The organism is Mycolicibacterium komossense (assembly GCF_025822605.1).
Classification (GTDB): Bacteria; Actinomycetota; Actinomycetes; order Mycobacteriales; family Mycobacteriaceae; genus Mycobacterium; species Mycobacterium komossense.
This window is the reverse complement of sequence record NZ_JACKTY010000020.1, coordinates 391,301-414,403: the sequence shown is the minus strand read 5'-3', so window position 1 is coordinate 414,403 and position 23,103 is coordinate 391,301. Positions and strand designations below refer to the sequence as shown.

Here is a 23,103-nt window from a genome sequence, read left to right as displayed (position 1 = left end):
CCGGCTGGGCAGACGAGTCGGTCCCCCACATATGAATGGGGAAGCGGCCGGGTGGTGGCGTGCGTCAAGTTCCTATTGACAAACTTGGCTTTGTCAACTCACTATTGACATGTGTCGGGCTCACTCACCGTGATTGGTCAGCAGCTTCATCGCCAGCTCGGCCAGATCCTCGCTGCCCCGGTTCTGAATAGCGAGAACCAACCGCTCGAGTTGGTGCGCGCAGCGCGTGACATTCAGGACGGAGCTGAGGTCTTGATGGCTGCTGCTGTGCAGCAGGCACGAGAGGCGGGCCGGACATGGCAGGAGATCGGCGAAGTGCTCGGTGTCTCGCGTCAGGCCGCTTTCCAGCGATACGGCAAGCCTATTGATCCTCGGACAGGAGAAGTCATGAATACCAGCCCACTTCCTGGTGCGGCCGAGTTGGCCAGGGCGGTCATCGATGATCATGCTCATAGCCGGTGGGCTGATGTCAGCGCGCGGTTCGATGACACGATGCGCGCCGGGCTCACCGAAGAGGGGCTTGCCGAGGCGTGGGCTTACTTTGTGGGGCTGGCCGGGGCATACGAGGGCCACGGAGACACCGACACCGTGCGTGCTGGCGACTTCACCATCACCAATACACCATTGGTCTTCGAGGCCGGTGATTTCGTCGCTCGCATCACCTTCCGTGACGATCGGACGATTGCCGGCTTGTACATCCTCAATCCCGATGTGGCCGACGGCGCGGGTGGGCCGGCCGCCTCGTGAATTGTTAACCGCCTAAACCAGTCTGGGTGAAGCGGCACCGCAAGTGCGGATCATGTGCCGGCGTCATCGAATGGTGTTGACTGGTGTGGATGAGCAAGCTGGCGAATGGCTCACCGCGGGACGCAAGCCGTTTCGGCTCTTCCCGGTTCCCAATCCCCTACTGCAGGTGCTGGAGTCACTACGTCAGCCGTTGTCGCGGGTGTGCTGTCGAGCCCAGGAGTGATCGTCGCGCACATATGATGCGATACCCAGCAAGGACTTTCGAGTGGGGGAAGAGACGCCAGTTGAGGATCGTCGCCAAAGCGGCTGCAGCGCTAATCGCCGTCATCGTCTTTTTCTCTACGCTGGCCACCACGACTGCCGTCGGACAGTCTGATGCTCTCACCGCTTCCGTTGACCGTGCGTTTCGACCGCTGTTGGCCCAGTACGACATACCGGGTATGGCGGTAGCGGTGACGGTCAACGGCCAGCGGCACTACTTCAATTATGGGGCTGCCTCCAAACAAAGCGCCGCCCCCGTGACACCGGACACCATCTTCGAGCACGGTTCGATCAGTAAGACGTTCACCGCAACGCCGGCGTCCTACGCTCAAGCGCTGGGCCGAATCTCGTTGAACGATCATCCCGGCGCCTACATGCCCTAACTGGTGGGCAGCGCCATCGACAAGGCCACCTTGCTCAACTTGGCCACCTACACGGCAGGCGGTCTGCCCCTGCAATTTCCGCCCGATGTCACTGACGACGCCCAGATGCAAACATACTTTCAGCAATGGACACCTGCTGCGGCCCCCGGACAACAACGGGAATACTCCAATCCCAGCATCGTCCTACTCGGCCACCTCACCGCTCTTGCACCGAACAGCGACTTCAGCGGCCTGATCCAAAGCCGAATCTTCCAGCTCCTGGGACTATGTATCCGCAATATTTGGCAATGCAGTACCTCACCGATCTGAACATGCTGGTCAACGTCGGAGGCCGCGAGCGCACACTCGACGACTTCGCGCGGTTGTGCGGGGCGGCGAGCTTCCGCCTCGACAGCGTCACACCGCTACTTCCACCCCCCCCGCTGCCTTCTCGCTTCTAGAAGTGTCTCCGAACACTGACGAATAGATGGTCTAGGGGAACGGACGACGTCGCAGGGGAAGGTGGCGGCCGGTGAGAGTACTTGTTGCCAAGCGGCCACCACCACCGCGCCAGGAACGCAATGTCTGGTCAGCAATGAACGGCGAGATCGTCGTCGCCCGTTTGTATGCCAGCACAGCGGCGACGCTCACATACACCAAGGCATCGTCTCGCATGGGTACTCAACCGAGGTCGAGGTGGCCGCCGACCTCATCGACGGCATGAGCATGACCGCCGAGCGTTACCCCGCGGAAACCCTGCTGCACGTGACCACCGGGCTGCGCAATGTCGATACGAGGCCGTATAGGCACCGATGGTGAGCCAAATAATGATCCACTCCCGTTTCCATAGGCGAACGACATCAAACTTAAGGTAAATAAGAGAAATGTAAGGTAACGGTAAGGGTAGATTCGGTCGGGCACGCAACAGGGAGGTGCGTCGTGACGGTTGCAGCGGACGTGGAGGCCGAAAAAGCAATGCTGGCTGACACTTTGGAGGCTGTCGGCCCTCACGCTTCGGCGGGATGCGGCGATTGGACATCATTCGACCTTGCAGCGCACATTGCCGCCGCCGACCGGGCGGCTGGAACGATCGCATTCTGCATCCGAGTGCTAGCCGCGAGAGGCGTCCAATTCCACCCAAAACCCCAGGTAATCGCGCATGCGATCAATAGGGAACGTCGTGAGGGGTATCCCGCGCTCCTCGCTCGACTGCGCCAGCGCTCTCCGCGCTTGCTACTAGCTCCGGCGGTAGCAGCCTCAACGCTGTTTGAGGTGTGGACGCACCACGACGACCTCGCCACCGCTAACAACCTCGTCCACGGCGCCCCAGACCACCTCGCTTTTGCGATCCCGCCGCTGATGCGATATCACGCCACACATCTGCCCTCTGCTCGGTTTGTCGTCCGCACGACCAACGGGCACCAGTGGACGTTCGGCCCTGACGTTAGTGACCTCGGCGTCGTCGTATTATCCGGTCCCACAGCCGATCTCATACGTTGGCTGGCCGGCCGAGGCTCTCTAACGGCACTTAACGTAGAAGCTGCACCAGCCGTAGTCGATCAGCTGCACGCCTTCGCCGGCACCATCTAATTTCGCCCCACGAAGTACCATTGGAATCAAGAGATTCGAGACAGGATCTGATCGCCAACTGCGCCAGCTGATACAACCAGCAGCGCCCTCATGCACGGCTTGGGACGCGTTACGCCCGTCGAAGCAGAAGCCCACTATTACGATCAATTGGACGCCAGCCAACCGGCCGGCTCACAGAACCTGAGGGTGCACGAAAGTGCATGAAACCGAGATGGTTCATGCTGGGGATTGGGGATCTATGTGGTTCTGGCTGTTCAAGTACATTCTCATGGGCCCGCTGTTGGCGCTGCTCGGTCGCCCGAAAATCGAAGGGCTAGAAAACGTTCCGCGTTCAGGGCCCGCCATTCTGGCTAGTAACCACTTGGCGGTCGCGGACAGCTTCTATTTGTCGCTGGCGGTGCGCCGTCGCATCGCATATCTCGCGAAGGCGGAATATTTCACCGGCACCGGACTGAAGGGACGGTTCCTTCGGTGGTTCTACACCGTCACCGGCAACGTGCCGATCGACCGCACAGATGCTGATACTGCCCAGGCAGCGTTGAACACCGCCGAGCGATTACTCGGTGAAGGCAGGTTGATCGGCATATACCCAGAGGGCACCCGCTCGCCCGACGGCCGACTTCACAAAGGTAAGACCGGTCTGGGCCGGTTGGCCGTGCGCACCGGAGCGTCGGTGATACCGGTAGCGATGATCGGCACAGACATCGTCAATCCGCCCGGCAGTAAGATGTGGCGATTCGGCAAGGTCACTGTGCGGTTCGGCAAGGCGATCGACTTCGCTCGTTATGAGGGTCTCGCCGGCACCCCCTTCATCGACCGGGCCGTCACAGACGAAGTGATGTACGAACTGATGGGGCTGTCCGGTCAGGAGTACATCGATATTTACGCAGCTACCGTCAAGGCCGGCGGCAAGAGCGCCGGCTCGACGGGTGAAACCACGCGAATCCCCCCGACCTCGGCTGCCTAGCTGTGACGGCGCCTCGCTGCGGCCGCTTCCGTGGACGAGCACGGCTCCGTAAACCCGACGTGCGCGCTCAACACCTGGCGAGGTGGCATCACCCACTCACCGGTGCTGGCTCGCAGGCTGCCCCCTGGAGTCTCGCCACTGCAGCGCCTCCAATGCCAGTGCAACGTGCACAGTGGCCCCTTCCAGTGGTCGTGGCAGCAGCGCCTGGGCTTGAACAAGCCTGCGCATCAAAGTGTTTCGATGGGTGAACAGGCGTGCAGCCGCTTGCGAGGCGTTGCACTGCTCGTGGATGTACGCAAGCACAGTCAGCTGAAGCTCGGGGTCGGCGAATTCGAAATCGCCGAGCGTGTGTCTGATGAAACGGTTCGCCTGTTCGGGGTCGGCGGTAAGCAGTGTGACGATTTGAACGTCGGCGAAGCTCGCGATCTGTTGGGTCGATCCAGCCTTCGTCATCACCCGCTGGGTTTCGATCGCATCCAGATGGCTGCGCCGGAAGCCTTCGATTCCCGCGGCTGTCGAACCGACGGCGATCCGCACACCAGGCAGTTGGCCGAGCCCAGTGGTGACGCCGGAGAAGTCTGGATTGGTGGCGCCCGGTAGCCACAGCCAGCGGGTGTCGGCACTGGCCAGCACCGACAGTGCGCGACTCCCGTGGACGGTGTGTATCAGCAACTCAGCGGCCTGGTCGAGGTCGGCGAGGTTGGTGGTCGATTCGTTGCCCCAGATGATGGCTGCGGTGTGCCCCTGATCCAGCTGGTACCCGAGTCGGCTCTCGGCATGGTCGCGAGCTAGTGGAGCGCCATCGAGAATGAGCATGACCGTTGCCCGACGTTCGGGGTGGGCTCCGCTGGTGAGATTGTCACGCTCGATCCGCATTTGGCGGTGCACCGCCGAGATCGTCTCACCCAAGAACTTGGTGATCGATTTTTCGGACACGTCGAACAGCTCTCGCATGTCCTCGGGGTCCGATGTCAGCTGATATACGACCTTCATCCAGGACTGTAATGAAATGCTCTGCGCGAGCCGGTAGGTTTCCACGACTGCGGCTTCACTGATGCCGCGTCGAACGAGGTACCGCGCGATCGCCAGGGTTTCTGTATCGGTGTTGGCCGCAACTGGTTCACCGGGATGACTGATGTTCGCGGCCGCCCAGTGCAGCTGGTTCGATCGATTGCTACGGGTGATCGCCTCCGCGGCGATCGGATCGTCGGCCAAGGGATTCCCGGACACACTCGCCATGAGGGTTGAGGTCAGCGACAGCCTGCTCACCTCGTCGTACCAGGCTGGGCGAGTGTTGATTACGGTCTTGGCGGCCCTGCGCATCAGCTCCCGCACACGCTGAGAGGGCGGGTCCCAACTACTGGCAGGCAGAGAATATTCAGACGAGTGCACCATGCACCATGTTAACCGATGGAAGTGTGCAGGGTGCCTATTGACGTGTACGAAGATTACCAACAAGCTAGGAACGCTCACCGGCCGTTCCGTGCAACGCGTTCCTATCCGAGCACCGCAATAAACGTCAGCATTCATCAGAGGAGGACCGCGTGTCATATGTTGGATTCATCGGGCAACAGTTCAGCGCAGCTAGTCAGGAATGCCCATCCGCTGAGCGCCGTCTGAATCGAGCACAAACACGGCGACGTCGTAAAGCTGGCGGAATCGCGACGGCGGCAATGACCGGTGCCATGTCGATGGTGTTGACCGTCGCGCATTCGACCCCTGATGAAGCAGTCGTGTCACGTTCCGTCTTGCTTGCGTCGAATAGCTACCAGTCAACTACAGATCAAATTATCGCTACGCAACAACAAATTGTAGCCAACAATAGTGGCTACACATTTATCACCCCATCCGACCTCGCATCACTGCCCACCTATACGCAGTCCCTCGCGTCGAGCGGGCTCGCCGCCGCATTTAGTCAGTTGTCCTTGACCAATCCTTACGATCCGAATATGGCTTACCAGGCCTTTCCCTGGAATGCTCCGTCGGCCGAGCCGCTACAATTTCTCAACGACCCAAATGCGGACAACAAGTACATCGTTGCAGCAATCGACTCCCGGACCTACACCATCACCATTCACCCAGAACCCGGAACGAAAGATGTAACCTTCGTGCCGATGTCAGGGACCGGATTGAATGGAAATTTTCTTTCTACCGGATTTAGTTACGATTTATCACAATTCACACCCAATGCCGACGGCTCGTACACCATCACGATGAGCCCCACCCAACAGCCGGGTAACTGGGTGAATAGCACAGGCGCCCAAACGCTGCTCCTACGCGATACCGTGAGCAACTGGGGCCTACTGCACGACAACATCACTTTCCAGCAACAGGGCGTGCCGTCGACGTTCACCCTCCCGGTGCTATCGAAGGGCCAGATCTCATCGATACTGAACGACATCGCCGCTAATCTGTCTGGCTCGAATTCCAGTGTCACCAATCTTGGAATCCAAAAGATGTTCGCGTCGATACCGGCTAATACGTTCAAGCCGATCGGGCCGACGACCTCCGCTGTCGGAGGACCGATCTTGCCGGGCCAGTTATCGAGCCTGGGGCATTACAGTCTTCAACCCGATCAAGCGCTCATCGTCAAGGTGCCCGATGTCGCGGCCGGATATACCGGTGCGCAGCTCTCCAATGCCTGGCAACTAGACCTCCCGTACGCGACCGCGACCGGCAGCATCAATAACAGCGAGGTCTTCAAGTCAAGTGACGGCTACACGTATTACGTGATCAGCGCACAGAATCCAGGTGTTGCGAACTGGCTTAACACTTCCGGCACGACGGACGGATCGATCTCGCTCCGGTTCCAGGAACTCACGGGCTCCGTGTCGAATACTGAGGTAACCGCTCAAGTCGTGTCCATCGCCGATGTCCGCCAGAACCTGCCCGCTGATACCCCCACGGTCACCCCGGCGGAATACGCGGCCAACCTCAAAAAGCGCCTATTCGAATACAACTACTTTCACGACCAGAACAACACTCCAGTGGGTTGGGTGACGGCGAATCTGGAAAACGATCAAATAAAGGCCGCCATCGGAGCCAGCACCTACAACCAGATCTTCGGCAGCCAAAACTCGGTGCCCTCGGTCCTGGACCGCTTACTGAACCCTGCGCTCACGCCTGACTATCTGCCCCTTGTCGGCGCCATTTTGGCCGACCCCAGCCGCAGCCTGTCAGCGATTATCCGAAACTTGCCTCTTGCCGCCCAAGACATCATGGCACCGGCAGTCTTGGCAGTCTTACGCCTGGGCATGCTGGTCGGCAACACCACTGCGGCGGTACTCCACGAAGTCATAACCGGCCAACTAGTCGGGGCGTTGCAGGCAGTGGGCGACGGCTTTCAAGGGCTCGGCACGCTCGTCAACCAAACATTTGTCGACCCGGCCACGAGCATCACCGCCGGATTCCTCAACGCACGCGACGACCTGGCGGTGGCGGTAGCGAATTCGAAGAGCTATTCCCCAGTTTCACTCGGGACCGTCCAGATCGCGATGGGGCAGATCGGTCAACTCAATCAATCGGCGGCAAACATGCTGATCGGTGGACTGGCGGGCGTACTGCAGCTGCTCAGCCCGGCCAACATTGCAAGTGCTGCGGCAACTCCCGCGTCGGCTGCTACGCCGCCAGCCACCACGGCTACGTCTGCAGTCGTGCCGGCAGCGAAGACGACCACGACAGCAGCCCCGGCCATCACCGCAACTGAGGTAACTGCCGAGGCGCCGGCGACGACCGGAGCGACCACGGCTCCCGCAACGCCGGTGACCGCGGCCGGAGCAACGCCTGCTGGCGTGAAGACAGAAACAGCGCCGGCAGCGTCAAACCTCGCCCCGACGGCGACCCCGGCAGCAGATACCGGGTCCACTGGCTCCTCGTCGACAACCGGTCAACATTCCACCGAGAGCAAGGGCGCAGCCTCCACAGGCGGCGGTACATCGACGAACGGCGCCAACTCCTCGTCGACAACCGGCCAACATTCCACCGGGACCAAGAGCGCAGCCTCCAGTGGGGGCGGCACGTCGACGCATGGCGCCAGCTCCACGTCGGCAAGCGGCCAGCATTCCACCGCGGCCAAGAAGCAGTAAGGGGTCGTACCCGGCCTGTGCCCGCACGATGAGGGCACAGGCGGGGTACACGCAAATGCTGAGAACATTGGGCATGCCGGCGTCTGATCCAGGTCACATCGCGAAAGCGCCTATGCAAGCAGCGATCCGGCGTTCTGGCCGTTGCAACGGTAACCCCAGTACGTCAGCGCCTTGGCTCGAGCTACAGCCAGGCCAGCGCCGCCACCACCAGCGCCTCGGTACCGGTGTCGAGCGTCGGCTGAATCACCGGGCCGAACGTCGGCGAGTGGTTCACCGGAATGTCCTGGCTGATCCGTCCGGCCTCGGCGGCTTTGGGGAAGGTGTCCGCGTCGATACCGCCGAAACCCCAGTAGGTCGACGGCGCCCCCGAGCGCTTTCGGGATATCGCCGACGGTGAGCACCACGGTCTCGGTGGGCGCGACCTCACGCGAGACGATGGTCTGCAAGCGGATGACGATCATCGCGGCGAGCACCACCGGGTCGATGCAGGCATACGGCATCGACCCGTGGCCGCCGCGCCCGTAGACCGTGACGCGGATGCTGTCCGCAGCGGCGAGCATCGGCACGCATCAGTACCGAGGGGCCCTCGCCGTTACGCAGGATGCCGACGACGCCGGTGCCGCCGATAGTGTCGTGCACCTGATAGCCGAACTCATTGAGTCTGTCGGACACCAGTTTTGCGGTGCGGCGTTCCTGATTCGACAGCTCAGGGTGCTGGTGTCGATCGCGGTACAGATCTTCCTGCCACTTCCGAACGTCTGGCAATCAGGCCAATACATCACCAGCGCGGGTCATATCGCAGCCTCTCCGTTGAAGTCTCTGACCACGTCCGCAACGCTCCTTAGCTGATCGATATCCGAGCTGGTGGGAATGGCATCGTCATCCCGATTCGCAGACAAGTGATTCTGGCACGTCCAGATATCCGGACATTCGGGGTTCACAAAGCGGGTGGGGGTTTACCCCCACAAGACTCGCGGGAAAACGCCGTGTCCTGCAGTACCGATGGTCCCTAGGTTGGAGGCATGGTTGCAATAGCTTCAGCCCCCGCATCGCCGACACGGCCGTCTACCCAGTACCTGGGCGTGGTACCGACCGCGTCGATGATCATCGGCGCAGCAGTGGGCATGGTTTGGTTCTGGATTCCGCTCGCACTGCTGATCATCGCCGTCAGCTCGATCCCGTCGGTGATCGGTTTCGTGGTGGCCGCGGTGTTGTTCGTCTACTCCGGCCGCGGTACGGACCGCATCGAACGGAGCCGCAGCGAGGCGGTGTTCGGTTTCGGCATCACAGCACCTGCCCGAAAGCTATCCCAGTACAACGGTTTTCAGTGCTGGGCCCACCAATTATGGCTGGACGTCAGTAGCTCGGAGTTCTGGAAGGCGCTGGCGCACAGCTACCTGCGCATGATGTTCGACATCTTCGCGGTCGGATTGGCATTTGTGCTGGTGGTCCTTGCACTGCTGGGCCCTGCTACCGCCACCGCGATAAGCAACAGCGACGCCGCGGCCGGACTTTCGTTCATCTCACCCGCGCTGGCCTGGTTCATCGCCGTCTTCGCGCTGCTCGCCGCGGCCGCCATCCTGGTTTTCGGCCCCAAGGTGGACGCGGCCATCGACCGCTGGCTGTTGCTGGCCTCCCCCACCGAGGCCCTGCAGCGCGAGGTCAGCGTATTGACCCAGGCCCGCCAAGGCGCCGTGTCCTCGGCGCAGACCGAACGGCAACGCATCGAACGCGACCTGCACGACAGCGTGCAGCCCCGCCTGGTATCGCTGGCCATGACCATCGGACTGGCCAACACCAAGCTGGACTCCGACCTGCCCGAGGCGCGCAAGCTCATCGCCGAGGCTCACGGTGACGCCAAAGCGGCACTGCTGGAGCTGCGCAACGTGGTGCGCGGTATCGCGCCGACCATCCTGGCCGACCGCGGCCTGGATGCCGCACTGTCGTCGGTAGTACAGCGCGCCGAGACATCCGGAGTGCCGGTGACATTGGAGGTGCAGCTGCCCAAGCGCCTGCCCGACGAGGTGGAATCATGCGCGTACTTCGTGGTCGCCGAATCACTGACCAATGTCGCCAAGCACGCCAACGCAACTCGTGCCGTGGTCACGGTGCGCTACCACGAGACCGCCGGTGAGTTGCGGATCTCGGTGTTCGACGACGGAGTCGGTGGTGCTCATAGCGGCGCCCGCGACGACGCGACCGGACTGCGCGGACTCGGTGAGCGGGTGCGCGCCGCGCGGGGCGCGTTCGCGGTGTCCAGTCCGCAGACCGGAACCACGACAGTGACGGCGGTGCTGCCATGCGCATTGTGATCGCCGAGGATTCGGCCCTGCTGCGCGCGGGCATCGAGCGCATCCTGATCGATGCCGACCACGACGTGGTAGCGGGGGTGGCTGACGCCACCGCCCTGCTGCACGCAGTCAATCAGCACAAGCCCGACCTGGTCATAGTGGACGTGCGTATGCCGCCCACGTTCACCGACGAAGGTATCCGCGCCGCGGCCCTGCTGCGCAGTCAGAACCCCGAGTCGCCGGTGCTGGTGCTGTCGCATTATGTCGAGGAGCGGTATGCGGCCGACCTGATCACCTCCGACACCAGAGGTTTCGGCTACCTGCTCAAGGACCGGGTGGCCGACGTGCCGGCCTTCCTGGACGCCGTTGCCACCGTGGGCGCCGGCGGCACAGTGCTCGATCCCGAGGTGGTGTCGCAAATCCTGGTACGCACCCACCGGCGGTCCACTTTGACCGTCCTGACCGAGCGCGAACACACCGTGCTGCGGCTAATGGCAGAGGGCAAGACGAACTCGGCCATCGCCACCACCCTGCACATCTCGGTGGGTTCAGCCGAGAAGCACATCGCGTCCATCTTCACCAAGCTCAACCTCGTCCCAGACGAAAGCGAGAACCGCCGCGTCCTGGCTGTGCTGCGCTATCTCGAATCCTGAAGAACTGAAAGGACTTTTCCGTGACTTCCGCCTTCGTCACCAATCCGACCGACACGTCCGCCCCACGATCGCTGACCCCAAGCGGACGCAAAGCCATCCGCACCCTGCTGGTGGTCGCCGCCGTTGCGGTGACGCTGTCCGCCGTCGTCGGCGTAGGCGGAGTCGCCTGGGGTATCGCCTCATTACGGGTCGCAGCCGACACCCAGACACTGCCCGCAAGCATGGAGTCACTGACCATCGACACGGGCCAGGCGCCCACTGCGATTCGAATCACCAGTGACCGCAACCTACGCGAGCCCAAGGTCCGAATGCGTCTGCTCAACGCGTCGAGCACCGACGCCGGGGCGCTGACCGTCGCCCGCAACGGCAACACTATTGGTCTGACAATCGCCGGCACGCCGTCGCAACTGATGAATTTCGGACCTCCCGGTGAAATCACCGTGACCTTGCCGCCTGATGTCGCCCGCCGGCTTTCCGTCACCACCAGACAACGGACCGGGCTGTTGTTCAGCCAATCGGAGCTGAGTCAGTTGACCGTCCACAACACCGATGGCGTCGTGGTGCTCGACGGTGACGCCCGCCGTATCGAGATCGACACGCAGAGCGGCGAAATCCGCACCCGCGATGCGATCTCGGTAACCGAAGCATTCACCGCCGACACCGACGACGGCCATATCGCCGTGGACTTCCGGGACGCCGCGCCACGAACCGTACAGGTGACCGGACGCGACGCGGACATCGAAATCGCCCTACCCCCAGTCGGACCCTACCTGGTGCGCGCGCAGGCCGGCAACGAACTGAAAGTCTTTGTGCCGCAGACCGATGACGCGTCCCGCGCCGCAGCAGAGGTCACCGCTCAGGCCCAGGACGGCAGCGTGACCATCACCACCCGACGTTAGGCGCCGGGTCAGCGTGTCCGATGATCAGCGGATCGGGCTGATTGGGCTCCCTGTCCACGACCGGGGCACCCCGTCCTCCGTCGCGTGAAGATCCCAGGTGCGCACGGTCCGGCTGGGTCAGTCGGGCGGGGTCGGCACGGCTCGGTGCAGCAGGGTAAGCAGTTGCCGCAATTCGTCGTCGCCGAGCACCCCCAGCGGAGTGTTCTCCGTCGCCGCGCGCACGAGGTCCTTCCGAGCTCGCCGACCCTTGTCGGTCAAGAGGAGGACGCGCGAGCGGCGGTCGGCGGGATCGACGGACCGCTCGACAAAACCCCGCGCGGCAAGCTGATTGGTGATGAACGACAGATTGGGGGCGTTGCAGTAGATGCGTTCGGCCATCACCTTCATCGACGGCGGCGGAGCGTCGGGGTCCAGCGCCCACAGCGCCTGAAAGGTCGCGGTCGTGAGGCCGTGCTCGGCCAGTGCCTCGCTGAGTAGGTGATTGGTGCGCATCCAGATGAGGTGGATTGCCGCGACCACCGCCGGGAGTTCGGATGCGACCATTCCGTCAGCCTATCGATCTCTCGAGAGTCGAAGTATCTGTTACGGTCGATACTTCAAGTCTCGAATCAAATGGAGGACCGGATGGCATCCGACTACCGCGGCGTCACCGCACTCGTCACGGGCGCATCCAAGGGTCTGGGCAAGGCGCTCGCGCTGGAGCTGGCGCGGCGCGGAGCCCGACTGATCCTGGTGTCCCGATCGGCGGCCCAGTTGGGAGAGGTCGCGACGGAGATTCGTCAGCGGTACGGCAACCAGGACACCGAGGTGATCGTCGGTGACCTGATCGCTCCAGGGGGTCCGCAACGGATCCTCGAAGAGCTCCACGACCGCGGGCTGACCGTCGACCTGTTGGTCAACAACGCCGGGGCCGGTGGGGCGGGTGCGTTCCTGCGCCGACCACTCGATGGCCAACTCCGCAGTGTCGAACTCAACGTCAACGGTCTGCTTTCGCTCACCCACGCGATCGGTGGCGAACTGGTCGCCCGCGGCTCCGGCGGCATCATCAACGTCTCGTCGGTCGCGGCGTTTCAGCCGATGCCCTTCCAGGCGACCTACGCGGCGAGCAAGGCGTTCGTGTTGTCCTTCAGCGAATCGTTGGCCGAGGAGTTGCGGGGCAGCGGCGTGCGCGTCATGGCCAGCCACCCCGGCCCGATCGACACCGGCTTCTTCGACGGCACCACAGCCAGCATGCAAGCCAATGCCGATGCACCACAGCGGATTGCGGCGCGAACGCTGGACGACTTCGCCAAGGGCCGGGCGGCGTCCTACCCCGGCGGTCGCCAGTACCGGGCCGTCACGTGGCTTGGGCGTCTGCTGCCGCGCGTCGCCGCGGCGCGGTTCACCGGCACCGTCAACCGGCGACAGCACTTCGACGAAGTGGTCGACGTCGTATAGCCGGCCGCCGTCGCGCGATCGGGGGGTCGGGCGAGTATCCCGGGCAGTTCACAGTCAACCGCGTCGGAGGTTAGGCAGAAGAAGGGATCAATACACGACTACGTGCCCGTGTAACTGGCCAAGGCATTCCGCGCTGCGCAACTCGACGAGAACTTCCAAGCGTGGCTGGAGATGCATGAGGCCATCATGGGCATCGAATTCCCCATCTATGAAATACCCGAACTCCGCATCCAACGCCTCACGCGCTTTGCCGGTCGAGTTCCCCTGCCGAGGTGAATGGTCTCATCCGCCAGTTTGTGATCGAACACCGTTAGTCGGCGCGATCTCCGCAAGGAGTGCTCGGGTCACGATCCCGAATCTCCGGAGAAGGGACACTCTTCGATACTCCACTATTGACATGTCAGTACTGGCCTGTGATGGTGGAATGACCACAACCGGGGAGACCGAACCGACTATGCCGACCCTTCCATGGACTGCACCGAAAAGGTCCAGACCGCCCGCGGGCGAGTTGACCGTGATGGCCTCTCGATTCCAGTTGCGGCAACGGCGCGACGTAACACCGTTTCTCTTGGCAGCGGTGAGGATTCGTCGGCAGATGCTGCGATCGCCGGGCGTTGTCGGCGTCTCGTTGATAGCAAAACCACTCGCAAAGACGTTCTACACACTGTCCGCTTGGGAGGATCGTGACTCACTCAATTCGGCAGTGGCGCAGCAGCCCCACCTCAGGGTGATGGAGCGCTTCCGCTCGCGTACCGAGGGATCGCTGTTTGTATTTTGGTCAGTCCCCGCATCCCAATCCCGACCCGATTGGGATGACGCGCATCGTCGACTGGAAGACGAAGCAAGCAAAGCACCCCACTACTGAGCCAAGATGTGATCGACCTCGTTTCTCTACACCAGGGGCCGGTGTGGTTATGAGGTCGGAGGATCGAACATCTCGTTTGCATCGAAACACACTGCGTCGCCTCAATTCCATCCCACGAGCTTCCCTCGTGGCTAGATGAGTCTGGGTACGAGGACGTCCGCCGTCCGCAGGGCGAGCCCCAGCGGCGTGGCGAGGGCGGCTACCAGAGCGCCCTTCGCACGTCCACGCCGCCGAGCGGTGACCCGCGGTGGCAGCGTCGCGAAAAGTGTTGCCAACGCAGGCAACGGCCGAGCGAAGATCGTGAATTCGACGATCTTGCCGTGATCGTTGACGCGGACCAGATTCATGGCCTCGAGTTTCAGGCCGCGCACGTGCCCGCTGAAGGTGAATACTCCGGTATCGCCGCGCGTCAACGGTTCAGTAGTGGATAGGCCTTCGATGACCGCGAAGATGTCGCGGTGCAGTGCGGTGACTTCCTCGCGGCCCTCGAAGCGGATGCGCGAGGTCAATGGGGTGTGAAAGATGACGTCGGATGCCACAATCCCGGCCAGTGCTTCTCCGTCGGCGTTCTCCGCAGCGGTACGCAGGGCGGTGATCGCCGACAACAAACCCGGTGCGGCTGGTTCGTCGGAACTGGAGAAGGACATCGGAACTCCTGGTGTGAGACGGGTTTCCGCGGGTAAGTGCACGTGATCGATGCTCGGTGGGAGGCTATGGCGCTGCGGTGTCCTGGGTTCCCTGTTGGGTCCACCACGTGGCGATGGCGTCGCTGAATTCCGTCGGCGCATCCGATTGCAGAAAATGGCCGACGCCATGCAGGACCGTCGTGGCGTGGTCGGGGAACGTCGCTTCCAGTCGGGTGCGGTACTTGTCGGTGAAAATGGGATCCGCGTCTGCCCACAAGATCAGTGTGGGCAAGCTGTGCAGTGGACTGAGGCCCTCGGCGAGATCGGTGAAGAACTCGCGTGCGCCGACGAGTTCGCCTGGGAGTACCGCGCAGGGGTGGCGGCTCTGCGGCGTGGGCATCACTTGGCGGTAGTGGGCCATTTCGGCTGCGGTGAGCTTTCGGCGTTTATGCGCCGAGGGGATGAAGAAGTTGACCAGTAGGTTGAACTGTTTGTTCAATGCGCGTCCGATGGGTCCCCCCATACCGCGGGAAAACACTTCACTGCTCAGGTCGCCGTTCAACGGCCACGCCCACGTGTTCGTCAGCACGAGGCGATCGAACAGGCGCGGCCGTCGCAGGCCTGCGTAGAGGCCTAGCGGACCGCCCCAGTTGTGGCCGACCAGTGTCACGTGTGAGAGGTCAAGGTGGTCGACGAACGACACGAGCAGCTCGGCGTGGTCTCTGGCCAGGTACTGATATCCGGGGGCGGCGGTGGACAGGCCGAACCCGGGGAAGTCCACCGCGATGCAACGGAATCGGTCCTTGAGGATGGCGATCACATCGCGATAGACGAACGACCACACCGGATTACCGTGCAACAACAGCAGTGTCGGCCCCGACCCCTCGTCGATGTAGTGCACGACGTTGCCGTCCACTTCTACGAAGTGACTCTCGAAAGGGAACAATTCGTCGTCCACCCAGGCCGGACGTTGCCCTACAGGTTGCACAGTGTTCATATCGGATCCCTCCGGCGAAGCGGTACTTTATATTTACAAGTAGACGGGAAATTATCAAGGGATTGTGTCCGAGCGATGGGAGCGCGGCTCTATGGGCGGATTGCTCGACGACGTCATCGCTGCCCACGGCGGCGCCCAGCGCTGGCAATCCGTTTCGTCGATCACCGCGCGCGGACGCTTAGGCGGTCTGCTGCCCAGACGGTTTCCCGGCAACAAACTGGCGACCTTCGCCGTCGAGGTCCGCCTCGACGAGCCGCATACCGTCCTTCAAGGCTTCCCACGGAAGGGAGAGCGCGCGGTGTTCGACCGCGGAGAGGTCCGGATCGAAAATCACGCTGGTGCGCCACTCGACACCCGAACCGACCCGCGTGCGACGTTCTTCGGGCTGCGCGGGTTGCGCCGCAACCTACGGTGGGACCCACTCGATGTCGCCTATTTCGCGGGATACGCCTTCTGGAACTATCTGACTGCGCCGCTGTTGCTCACCCGTAACGACGTCACCGTCACCGAAGGTGAGCCTTGGCGGGAATCAGGCCAGCACTGGCGACGACTTCTCGCAACATTCCCCGCACGGATCGATACCCACTGCCGGCAGCAGACCTTTTACATCGACGCCGCCGGCTTGATCCGACGCCACGACTTCCTCGCCGAACCCGTAGGCGGATGGGCCACCGCCGCGCTCTACTGCAGCCGGCACCGCAACGTCGACGGCCTCATTTTCCCTACCCAACGGCGGGTGCTACCCCGCGGTCCCGGCGCGCGAGTCCTGCCTCGGCCCACCCTGTTGGCGCTCGACTTCGACGAGATTGAGATCAACCGATGAGTACGCGTTCCTATGGCCAGTACTGCGGCTTGGCGCGGGCACTCGACGTCGTCGGCAACCGCTGGAATCTGCTCATCGTGCGCGAGCTACTCGTGGGGCCAGCCCGCTACGGACAGCTTCAGGCCGGGCTGCCCGGGATCGCCACCAACCTGCTGGCCGAGCGTCTGCGCGAGCTAGAGGACGCCGCCGTGATCGAGCGCCAACTCGACGCCGACAGCAACGGTGTCGCCTACGCACTCACCCCATGGGGCCACGAACTCCGTGGGGCCGTCGCCGCACTGGTCAACTGGAGCAAACCGCTCATGATCTCCGGTCCGCAAGACGACAGCTTTCAACCGCATTGGCTGGTGGTCGCGCTCGAATCACTGCTGCAGCACAAGCGAAGCCACACTCCGTCGACCATCGGTATCGAGGTCGACGCCGTCACCTTCGCGGTGAGTATCGACCAGACGGGTCCCCACGTCACGCGCGTTGACGCTAACGGGCTCCCAGAGAACATGTTTCACGCAGAACCCATGGTGGTGCTGGGCTTGGCGGCAGGCCTGCTGACCATTGATCAAGCGATCGCCGCTGGCGACCTTCGCGGCGACAAGCATGATCTCGCCGCCGTATTCGGCCCTGCCTGACCACGCTTCACCGCCCCCACCGTAGCCGCGCAGCCGGCTACGGCATCTGAGCAGCAGCTGGCGAGTGCCAGGGCAAGTGGAGCTAGGGGGCGATCCGGATCGGCCCGGGATTCCAGAGTCCGCTGCGCACAGCTCTATCGAGGGTGATGTCGGCTGCTGAGGCGTTGCCGATGGTGTCGAATTTACGCAGAGATCCCCAATCACGGCCCCAGTCGTGGGAGAGGTAAGTGGGTATGACGTGTGCGCGCAGCAGCAGATCGGTGATGCCGAGCAGGCCGCCGTTTCGGCCCTCTTGCCAGGTGTCGGGGTTCTGTAGTTTGGCGGGGTAGTCGGGCGAGATCCGGTAGTTGGGCACTTCGGTGACACCGTTGGCGTGCAGCATCGGGTGTTGGCAGGGGAACACCAGGCCAACCATCCAGTCCATCAGCACCGGCTGGGTGGATCCCAGATACTCTTGCAGGGAACGTAATTCGGGAACTCGAGGTGGTGTGACAGCTACCCACGCGCCAGGATCGAGCGAGCGGTCGTCGGCCACGATCCGCACGTAGTCGGCGTCGGCAGGGATTTGCGTGCGCGGGAAACGCAGTGTGCGCCAGGCAGGTTGGGGTCCGATGTCGTAGGGGGTGAGCCTGCCGGCGGGTCGCGGGGTCCCGTCGGGTCCGAGCGCGCCGTATTCGAGGGCGACGGTCTGGGCGTCGGTCCGGCCGGATACGACGCTGTCGCCGGTGATGGTGCCTGCGGCGGTGACCACTACCAGCGGGCGGCCCGGATCTGCCGGTGTAAGTCGGTACCAGGCCGACGTCATGGTGCTGGGTTGTTGGGGGCCGCCGGTGAAGCTGCCTGCTACCGGCACCCGTTGCGGGTCCAACCCGAAGGGCAGCGGGACGCTGGACCCGTTGATACCAGGGCTGTCCAGAGCTGTAGGTGCGTCCCAGTCGGTGCCGGGTTGGGAGTTGCTCTGCCAGATCGCTTCGGCCAGAATGTGTTCGGGTACTCCGTTCGGAGTGAACCCAATGGGGCTGTCACCGCCGAGCGGTCCCAGCGGTCCGTAGTCACCGGGCAGCGGGGTGAGGAAGCCGGCGTTCGGGTCGGGTTCAACGAGCACGTCGTCGGCCAGGCCGCAGCCGCCGGCGAGTTCACGCAGGTTGGCCCAGCCATTGGAATAGGTCGGGTATTCGCGGACCGCGCCGATCAGCAGCGACGCGACGCACACGACGACCAACACTGCCGCGGCGACCGGGACCGGTGCTGCGGTCAGTACCCGGACCAGCCGAGGTTCGGGCCGACCGGTTGCGCTGATATGCCGCCATCCCGCATAAGCCAGTGACACCAGACACAGTGCGAAGAAGACACCGCTGAGGGTGATCGGGCCAAGCCGGGGGGTGCCGTCGTTGAAGTACACGCCGTAACTCGAGACGTACCACCAGCCATTGGTGGAGGAGAAACACAGTGCAAGAACGAACAATACGATCGCGGCGAAGACGATTCGATTTCGCGCGGACCGCAGTACCGCCCGGCTCATCAGGACGGTGGCCAGCGCGGCCATCGCCGCGCCGACCGCGGCGAACAGTCCGAAATGGTGGATCCACTTGGTGGGGGCGAAGGTCAAAAAGAACACTGTGCCCAAGATCGTGCCCATCAGCCGCCACGCCGGACCGATGGCGACGCCGGGGATTCGCTTGCGCCGCAACAGCAGTAGCAGTGCCGGGAACAGGGATGCGAGGGTGATCAAGATGCCGAACCGGCGGGCGAGTGCCCCGTCGGTGGTGGGCAGAATCAGGTAGTAGTACCGCAGGTTTTCGGTGTACCAGGGTTGGCTGGGACCGATCGCGGTACGCACCCGGGTGGCTTCCAGGACCGCGGCGAGAGTCTGGTCGGCGAAAACGACTGTCAGCACCACGAATCCCGCGGCCAGCAGTGGCGCCACCAACGGCCAAGTGCCCACCTGCCGGTGCCGGGCCACGACGATCCGCAGGAGTGGTCGCCCGCCGGCCAGGAGCGCGGCGACCGCGATCAACCCGGTGGGCTGGATGCCGAGGGTGAAGGCGGCCGTCACGATCGCCAGTGCGATCGGCGTGACGCGCCGAGAAACAATGGCGCGCTCGATCAGTACGTAGGTGATCAGCGCGCCAGTGGCGATCTGCCCCTCGGGTCGCAATCCGTTGTTGAACGGCATCCACGCCGCCGTCAAGACCAGCGCAGCCGCCCACACCGCTGCCGTGTTACCGGCCACCGCTGGCCCAAGGCGCGGCAGCACCTCGCGGGACAGTAGCGCCCAGCACACCAGGACACACACCAGATCCGGCAGCCGGATCCACAGACTGATATCGCTGACGTCGGTCATCAGGGCCAGCAAGTTGTAGTACCAGCCGAACGGGTCTTCCGGGCTGCCGAACCACCTGAAGTAGTTCGACATGTAGCCCGCGTGGCCGGCGACCCGTGCCATTTGCAGCTGGTAGCCGTCATCGGAGGAGCCCGCACCGACGATGTACCAGATCACCGACAGCCCGATCACCGTGGTGTCGACGGTGGTGAATCGGCGCCACCGGACCGGGATCAGCCGGTGCGCGCGGCGGCCATCGAGGCGGTCCAGTCGCCACAGCGCCAGCAGTGCGATCACGGTCGCGGTGATCCCGCCCAGCATTGCCGCCAGTTTCAGCGGGGTGGGGGAAGTGGTGTAGCGGGTATCGATGACCGCCGACAATGACAGCCCCGGCGGCGCAGGCCCGGTCAGGTCGGTGAACACTCCGACGATCTGCGGACGCAGATTCGGGTCGGCATAGCCCGAGCGCAGGGCGCCCCCATCCGGCGCCGTGAGACCGACCGCGGTGGCGAACGTGCCGGCCTGCGATGAGGAGATGTCGATGCGCTCACAACGCGGGTCGGCGACGCGGCCGCGGGGGATGCTGGCGACGACTACGTTGCGCACGATGACGTCTACTCGCTGGGCGCCGACCGTCACGAACAGCCCGTCGAGCATCGCGTCCTTACCCCCGGTGGGCGCAGTGCCCAGGACCGTGGCTCCCGCCGGCGGCAGACTTCGTAACACCGCGCAAGGGACGGTGGCCGTCAACGACACCGGAGTCAGAGTGATCAGCGGTGCCGTCACGTTGCCCAGGCGCCCGCTCTGCGGCCACTCCAGCGTCGCGGTCGTCTGCACCACCGGTAGTACCGGTGTCAGCGCGGACAGCACGAAGCCGGCCAGTCCGGCGACGATGGCCACCCACCGCGCGAGCCGGACGTCCCCGCGGGGCCGGACCGCTGCGTGCCCGTGCGCGGCAGCTCGTCGAATTGTTCTGTCCCCCATCGCATAACATGTAACTGAAACGACTGTTACAGTCAAGGGTGTGGCTCGTCCATTCGACTACGCCAAGCGCGATGAACTGGTCAAACAGGCCACCGACGTGTTGGCTCGCACCGGGGTGATCGATACCTCGTTGCGGGCATTGGCCGCAGAAATGGGCACCAGTGCGCGAATGTTGATCTACTACTTCGGGAGCAAAGAGCAGCTGATCCTGGCCGTCATGACCGGCTTGCAGCAGCAGAACGTGCCCGAACCCGAGCTGTGCACCACCGCGGAGGAATTGCGGCAGTGGTGCCTGGACGATTGGCACCTGATCACCCGTGGCGACCAGCGTTCCCGGTTGCGGATCCTCGAGCAGGTGTTCGGCGCCGCCTGCGGACAAGACAGCCCCTATGCCCGCTACACCGCTGACACGCTCGCTCAGCTGACCCGCAACGCGCAGCTGCGAATGGAAGCCATCGGGATGCCTGCACCGATTGCCGAAACTCGCGCACGACTGGCGCTGGCCGCCATCCAAGGTCTGGTCATCGATTTCTTCACCACCACCGATCCCGACCGCGTCGATGACACCCATCGGCGGATGGTCGACGACCTCATCCTCGCCCCGTTCGAACCTGAAGCACCGCGTCGACAACGCCGACCCCCAGCCACCTCGTCGACCAGGCTGCGAGTGGGCGACAACGCAGGCCGACCGGCTCGGCTCGCCAAGCGCACGTGATCTTCGCCGAGTTCGGCGCCGAGAACGCTCTACTTCTGCGCTGAGTGCTTCGACGCCGCGCCGGACGCCTTGGCGGTGTGACCCGCCCCGGACGTGGCGGCCTTCCCGGTGCTGGCCGCCGATGCCGCGGCCGCTGTGATGGTCCGGGTTCCGGAGCCCGTCGTCGACACCGTGCGCGCCGTGGCGGAAGCAGTGAGCGGCCGCGAGGCCGCGGTGCTGGGCGTCAGATTCGACGGCGCCGTGACGGTCAGGATCGGCGGGATCAGCGGTACCGGATTCGACGGGGTGGGCGATTGGGCGCCGCCCAGGTCGGCCAATGCGGTCTGCACACCCTGCACCGTCGCGGTGGCCAGGTCGCCGGCCAGCTTCACCGGATTGATCGGCGGGATCAGCTGGAACGGGGTGGGGACGCCAGGGTTGGCGTTGGGGTCGTAACCGGTGTCGATGAGCACGCGCAGCGCCGGTGAAATCAGGTCGACGACAGGCGTCACCAAGGCGCTGGTGCCGGTCGCCTGGCCGAGTGCGATGAGGGGATCGAGGATCGGCAGCGTCCGGGTCGGGATGGTGATGTAGAGGGTGTCCCCGACCTGCACGCGGTTGGCCGGATTCGCTTGTGCTGCAAGCAATTCCTCGTAGGTGTAGCCGTCGGGCAGCGCAGTGCTCGACGGATTGGTGGCGGCGCCGTCGGGTGTCAGGTACGACGGATGCACATAGGCGAACCCGGCCAGTGCGTTGAGGTCGGCCAGCAGATTGATCGGGTACTCCGGGAAATCCGCGACGCCGTCGTACTGGAAGGCGATATCGGTGGTCTGGATGCCTGTGTTGGTCTGGCTGGGCAGGCCGAAGGTAGCGTCGAGGATCGGCACCGTCCCCAGGGCGGCCAACCGCTCGAAGATGCCGCCGTTGGGTCGTTCCGGGTTACCGATGAACACGAAGGAGTAGTGGGTCTTCTCGGCCTCGGTGAGGCTCGCCGCCAGCACGCTCTTCTCGATGCTCGAGACCGATGCACCTTGGGAGTAGCCGAAGATCGTGATGTCGCCGGCCGACGGATCCGGCGCCAGCGCAGCCAACTCCTTCTGCAGGTTGGTCACGCCGCTGGCCACCGAGACGTTCCACTTGGCGCCGGACAGTCCACCCCAGCCGGGGATCGGGAACGGCCAGAACTGGGCGATGTACGGGATCCCGACGGGGCTGCACGAATTGGCCGGGCACGGCGCGGTGTGCCCAGTGGTGCCCGGCACGATGTAGTACCTCACCGCGTTGGTTTCCAGATTGGCGATGGAGCCAGGATCGGGCTCGCCGGTGCCCGGCACGATCAGCGCTGTCGCGGACAGGGTCACCGCGGAGGTGATCGTGGCCGCGAGGCTGGTGGCGGCGACCGCGAGCAAAGCGAGGACAGCGACCACCAGCGATCGCACCGTGGCGTGTCCGCGCCGGAGTCCGGTGAGGCGTACTTCGGCGTGTTGCATGTGTTGCCTTACGTAATCCGGCCCGCCCATGGGGATCCCAGCGCGAGTCTCCTCTACCGGGGATCGGCCCCTGCCGCAGTGATTGTAGGCACTGCGCCGAGGAGTTTGCTCGGGCAAGCAAAAGATTACGGCGTGTGCCGCCGGCGGAACGTCATCCTCCGCAACATCCCGTCGCCCAATCCGATGGCGTGCGTCAGGACCGCCGAGATATGAGCGGCGATCAGCGGAACCAGCAGGTAGACCAGCACGGAGTGGGTATCGCGCAGGACGCCGAACACCGTCAGGTTGACCGGTGCGATGGCTCGCTCATCCGATGGGCCGGCCGCGGCGGGGACGGATTCGCGGTAGAGGAGCTGCACCCACGGCTCGATCGACATGAATAC

23 protein-coding genes and 2 pseudogenes are annotated in these 23,103 nt (G+C 63.6%); 17 read left to right on the top strand and 8 right to left on the bottom strand.

Annotated features, from left to right (window positions below):
- Window positions 1-387 precede the first annotated feature (387 nt).
- From H7J73_RS09605 to H7J73_RS09580, 7 genes and pseudogenes are all read left to right on the top strand, one after another.
- Entirely contained in the window at window positions 388-747 is a 360-nt protein-coding gene (locus H7J73_RS09605) for a DUF3887 domain-containing protein (RefSeq protein WP_264067079.1), read from the top strand.
- Window positions 748-832: 85 nt separating this feature from the next.
- Entirely contained in the window at window positions 833-970 is a 138-nt protein-coding gene (locus H7J73_RS09600; RefSeq protein ID WP_264067078.1) for a hypothetical protein, read from the top strand.
- 13 nt (window positions 971-983) lie between these two features.
- A pseudogene (locus H7J73_RS09595) lies at window positions 984-1,700 on the top strand (serine hydrolase).
- Window positions 1,679-1,831 carry a hypothetical protein gene (locus H7J73_RS09590; protein WP_264067077.1) on the top strand — a complete coding sequence of 51 codons (153 nt, stop codon included), beginning with the start codon at window positions 1,679-1,681 and terminating at the stop codon, window positions 1,829-1,831. The pseudogene H7J73_RS09595 and the gene H7J73_RS09590 overlap by 22 nt, the downstream one beginning before the upstream one ends.
- A 235-nt stretch (window positions 1,832-2,066) precedes the next feature.
- Window positions 2,067-2,189 carry a hypothetical protein gene (locus H7J73_RS09585; protein ID WP_264067076.1) on the top strand — a complete coding sequence of 41 codons (123 nt, stop codon included), beginning with the start codon at window positions 2,067-2,069 and terminating at the stop codon, window positions 2,187-2,189.
- 120 nt (window positions 2,190-2,309) lie between these two features.
- The gene (locus H7J73_RS33835) at window positions 2,310-2,960 is read left to right on the top strand and encodes a maleylpyruvate isomerase family mycothiol-dependent enzyme (protein WP_353961992.1); all 651 of its coding nucleotides are present in this window, start codon (window positions 2,310-2,312) and stop codon (window positions 2,958-2,960) included.
- 238 nt (window positions 2,961-3,198) lie between these two features.
- Complete coding sequence (locus tag H7J73_RS09580; RefSeq protein WP_264067126.1) at window positions 3,199-3,927, top strand: lysophospholipid acyltransferase family protein; 729 nt, start codon at window positions 3,199-3,201, stop codon at window positions 3,925-3,927.
- A gap of 96 nt (window positions 3,928-4,023) precedes the next feature.
- On the opposite strand, the gene H7J73_RS09575 is transcribed toward H7J73_RS09580, so the two are convergent.
- A complete protein-coding gene (locus tag H7J73_RS09575) occupies window positions 4,024-5,166 on the bottom strand; it encodes a PucR family transcriptional regulator (RefSeq protein ID WP_264067075.1) in 1,143 nt (380 codons plus the stop codon).
- Window positions 5,167-5,471: 305 nt separating this feature from the next.
- Here H7J73_RS09575 and H7J73_RS09570 point away from each other — a divergent pair, with 305 nt between their 5' ends.
- Window positions 5,472-8,012 (top strand): hypothetical protein, encoded by a 2,541-nt coding sequence (locus H7J73_RS09570; RefSeq protein WP_264067074.1) that lies wholly within the window; start codon window positions 5,472-5,474, stop codon window positions 8,010-8,012.
- A 181-nt stretch (window positions 8,013-8,193) separates the two neighbouring features.
- On the opposite strand, the pseudogene H7J73_RS09565 reads toward H7J73_RS09570, so the two are convergent.
- Window positions 8,194-8,575, bottom strand: a pseudogene (locus H7J73_RS09565) (amidohydrolase); the annotation flags it as partial.
- On the opposite strand from H7J73_RS09565, the gene H7J73_RS33970 reads away from it, so the two are divergent.
- From H7J73_RS33970 to H7J73_RS09550, 4 genes are all read left to right on the top strand, one after another.
- The gene (locus tag H7J73_RS33970; RefSeq protein ID WP_435405455.1) at window positions 8,550-8,861 is read left to right on the top strand and encodes a hypothetical protein; all 312 of its coding nucleotides are present in this window, start codon (window positions 8,550-8,552) and stop codon (window positions 8,859-8,861) included. The pseudogene H7J73_RS09565 and the gene H7J73_RS33970 overlap by 26 nt on opposite strands.
- A gap of 173 nt (window positions 8,862-9,034) precedes the next feature.
- On the top strand, window positions 9,035-10,324 hold the full coding sequence (locus tag H7J73_RS09560; RefSeq protein WP_264067073.1) for a sensor histidine kinase: 1,290 nt from the start codon (window positions 9,035-9,037) through the stop codon (window positions 10,322-10,324).
- Window positions 10,312-10,956, top strand: coding sequence for a response regulator transcription factor (locus tag H7J73_RS09555; protein ID WP_264067072.1), 645 nt, complete (start codon window positions 10,312-10,314; stop codon window positions 10,954-10,956). Before H7J73_RS09560 ends, H7J73_RS09555 begins: the two co-directional genes overlap by 13 nt.
- A gap of 20 nt (window positions 10,957-10,976) precedes the next feature.
- Complete coding sequence (locus H7J73_RS09550; RefSeq protein WP_264067071.1) at window positions 10,977-11,855, top strand: DUF4097 family beta strand repeat-containing protein; 879 nt, start codon at window positions 10,977-10,979, stop codon at window positions 11,853-11,855.
- A 117-nt stretch (window positions 11,856-11,972) separates the two neighbouring features.
- On the opposite strand, the gene H7J73_RS09545 is transcribed toward H7J73_RS09550, so the two are convergent.
- Window positions 11,973-12,398, bottom strand: a complete 426-nt coding sequence (locus H7J73_RS09545; protein WP_264067070.1) for a MarR family winged helix-turn-helix transcriptional regulator — start codon at window positions 12,396-12,398, stop codon at window positions 11,973-11,975.
- An 81-nt stretch (window positions 12,399-12,479) separates the two neighbouring features.
- On the opposite strand from H7J73_RS09545, the gene H7J73_RS09540 reads away from it, so the two are divergent.
- Window positions 12,480-13,292 carry an SDR family NAD(P)-dependent oxidoreductase gene (locus H7J73_RS09540; RefSeq protein WP_264067069.1) on the top strand — a complete coding sequence of 271 codons (813 nt, stop codon included), beginning with the start codon at window positions 12,480-12,482 and terminating at the stop codon, window positions 13,290-13,292.
- 175 nt (window positions 13,293-13,467) lie between these two features.
- Complete coding sequence (locus H7J73_RS33830; protein WP_353961991.1) at window positions 13,468-14,157, top strand: DUF3291 domain-containing protein; 690 nt, start codon at window positions 13,468-13,470, stop codon at window positions 14,155-14,157.
- Between the two features lie 131 nt (window positions 14,158-14,288).
- Here the strand turns inward: H7J73_RS33830 and H7J73_RS09535 are convergent, their stop codons facing one another.
- Both H7J73_RS09535 and H7J73_RS09530 read right to left on the bottom strand, forming a co-directional pair.
- Entirely contained in the window at window positions 14,289-14,804 is a 516-nt protein-coding gene (locus H7J73_RS09535; RefSeq protein ID WP_264067068.1) for a nuclear transport factor 2 family protein, read from the bottom strand.
- A 64-nt stretch (window positions 14,805-14,868) separates the two neighbouring features.
- Window positions 14,869-15,780: an alpha/beta fold hydrolase gene (locus H7J73_RS09530; RefSeq protein ID WP_264067067.1), complete on the bottom strand. Its 912-nt coding sequence runs from the start codon at window positions 15,778-15,780 to the stop codon at window positions 14,869-14,871.
- Between the two features lie 91 nt (window positions 15,781-15,871).
- On the opposite strand from H7J73_RS09530, the gene H7J73_RS09525 reads away from it, so the two are divergent.
- Both H7J73_RS09525 and H7J73_RS09520 read left to right on the top strand, forming a co-directional pair.
- Window positions 15,872-16,603 carry a hypothetical protein gene (locus tag H7J73_RS09525; protein WP_264067125.1) on the top strand — a complete coding sequence of 244 codons (732 nt, stop codon included), beginning with the start codon at window positions 15,872-15,874 and terminating at the stop codon, window positions 16,601-16,603.
- Entirely contained in the window at window positions 16,600-17,229 is a 630-nt protein-coding gene (locus tag H7J73_RS09520; protein ID WP_264067066.1) for a winged helix-turn-helix transcriptional regulator, read from the top strand. The genes H7J73_RS09525 and H7J73_RS09520 overlap by 4 nt, the downstream gene beginning before the upstream one ends.
- Before the next feature lie 82 nt (window positions 17,230-17,311).
- Here H7J73_RS09520 and H7J73_RS09515 read toward each other — a convergent pair whose 3' ends face one another.
- A complete protein-coding gene (locus tag H7J73_RS09515; RefSeq protein ID WP_264067065.1) occupies window positions 17,312-20,536 on the bottom strand; it encodes an arabinosyltransferase domain-containing protein in 3,225 nt (1,074 codons plus the stop codon).
- Window positions 20,537-20,576: 40 nt separating this feature from the next.
- On the opposite strand from H7J73_RS09515, the gene H7J73_RS09510 reads away from it, so the two are divergent.
- Window positions 20,577-21,251: a TetR family transcriptional regulator gene (locus tag H7J73_RS09510; RefSeq protein ID WP_264067064.1), complete on the top strand. Its 675-nt coding sequence runs from the start codon at window positions 20,577-20,579 to the stop codon at window positions 21,249-21,251.
- 29 nt (window positions 21,252-21,280) lie between these two features.
- On the opposite strand, the gene H7J73_RS09505 is transcribed toward H7J73_RS09510, so the two are convergent.
- Both H7J73_RS09505 and H7J73_RS09500 read right to left on the bottom strand, forming a co-directional pair.
- Entirely contained in the window at window positions 21,281-22,720 is a 1,440-nt protein-coding gene (locus tag H7J73_RS09505; protein ID WP_264067063.1) for a PE-PPE domain-containing protein, read from the bottom strand.
- A gap of 125 nt (window positions 22,721-22,845) precedes the next feature.
- A complete protein-coding gene (locus H7J73_RS09500) occupies window positions 22,846-23,097 on the bottom strand; it encodes a hypothetical protein (protein ID WP_264067062.1) in 252 nt (83 codons plus the stop codon).
- Between the last annotated feature and the right edge of the window lie 6 nt (window positions 23,098-23,103).

Coding starts and splice junctions, on each gene's coding strand:
- H7J73_RS09605 (WP_264067079.1), top strand. CDS start 388: ATGAATACCAGCCCACTTCCTGGTGCGGCCGAGTTGGCCAGGGCGGTC.
- H7J73_RS33970 (WP_435405455.1), top strand. CDS start 8,550: ATGCTGTCCGCAGCGGCGAGCATCGGCACGCATCAGTACCGAGGGGCC.
- H7J73_RS09575 (WP_264067075.1), bottom strand. CDS start 5,166: ATGGCGAGTGTGTCCGGGAATCCCTTGGCCGACGATCCGATCGCCGCG.
- H7J73_RS09580 (WP_264067126.1), top strand. CDS start 3,199: ATGTGGTTCTGGCTGTTCAAGTACATTCTCATGGGCCCGCTGTTGGCG.
- H7J73_RS09535 (WP_264067068.1), bottom strand. CDS start 14,804: ATGTCCTTCTCCAGTTCCGACGAACCAGCCGCACCGGGTTTGTTGTCG.
- H7J73_RS09540 (WP_264067069.1), top strand. CDS start 12,480: ATGGCATCCGACTACCGCGGCGTCACCGCACTCGTCACGGGCGCATCC.
- H7J73_RS09525 (WP_264067125.1), top strand. CDS start 15,872: ATGGGCGGATTGCTCGACGACGTCATCGCTGCCCACGGCGGCGCCCAG.
- H7J73_RS09555 (WP_264067072.1), top strand. CDS start 10,312: ATGCGCATTGTGATCGCCGAGGATTCGGCCCTGCTGCGCGCGGGCATC.
- H7J73_RS09515 (WP_264067065.1), bottom strand. CDS start 20,536: ATGGGGGACAGAACAATTCGACGAGCTGCCGCGCACGGGCACGCAGCG.
- H7J73_RS09505 (WP_264067063.1), bottom strand. CDS start 22,720: ATGCAACACGCCGAAGTACGCCTCACCGGACTCCGGCGCGGACACGCC.
- H7J73_RS33830 (WP_353961991.1), top strand. CDS start 13,468: ATGAGGCCATCATGGGCATCGAATTCCCCATCTATGAAATACCCGAAC.
- H7J73_RS09530 (WP_264067067.1), bottom strand. CDS start 15,780: ATGAACACTGTGCAACCTGTAGGGCAACGTCCGGCCTGGGTGGACGAC.
- H7J73_RS09500 (WP_264067062.1), bottom strand. CDS start 23,097: ATGTCGATCGAGCCGTGGGTGCAGCTCCTCTACCGCGAATCCGTCCCC.
- H7J73_RS09560 (WP_264067073.1), top strand. CDS start 9,035: ATGGTTGCAATAGCTTCAGCCCCCGCATCGCCGACACGGCCGTCTACC.
- H7J73_RS09545 (WP_264067070.1), bottom strand. CDS start 12,398: ATGGTCGCATCCGAACTCCCGGCGGTGGTCGCGGCAATCCACCTCATC.
- H7J73_RS09520 (WP_264067066.1), top strand. CDS start 16,600: ATGAGTACGCGTTCCTATGGCCAGTACTGCGGCTTGGCGCGGGCACTC.
- H7J73_RS09590 (WP_264067077.1), top strand. CDS start 1,679: ATGCAGTACCTCACCGATCTGAACATGCTGGTCAACGTCGGAGGCCGC.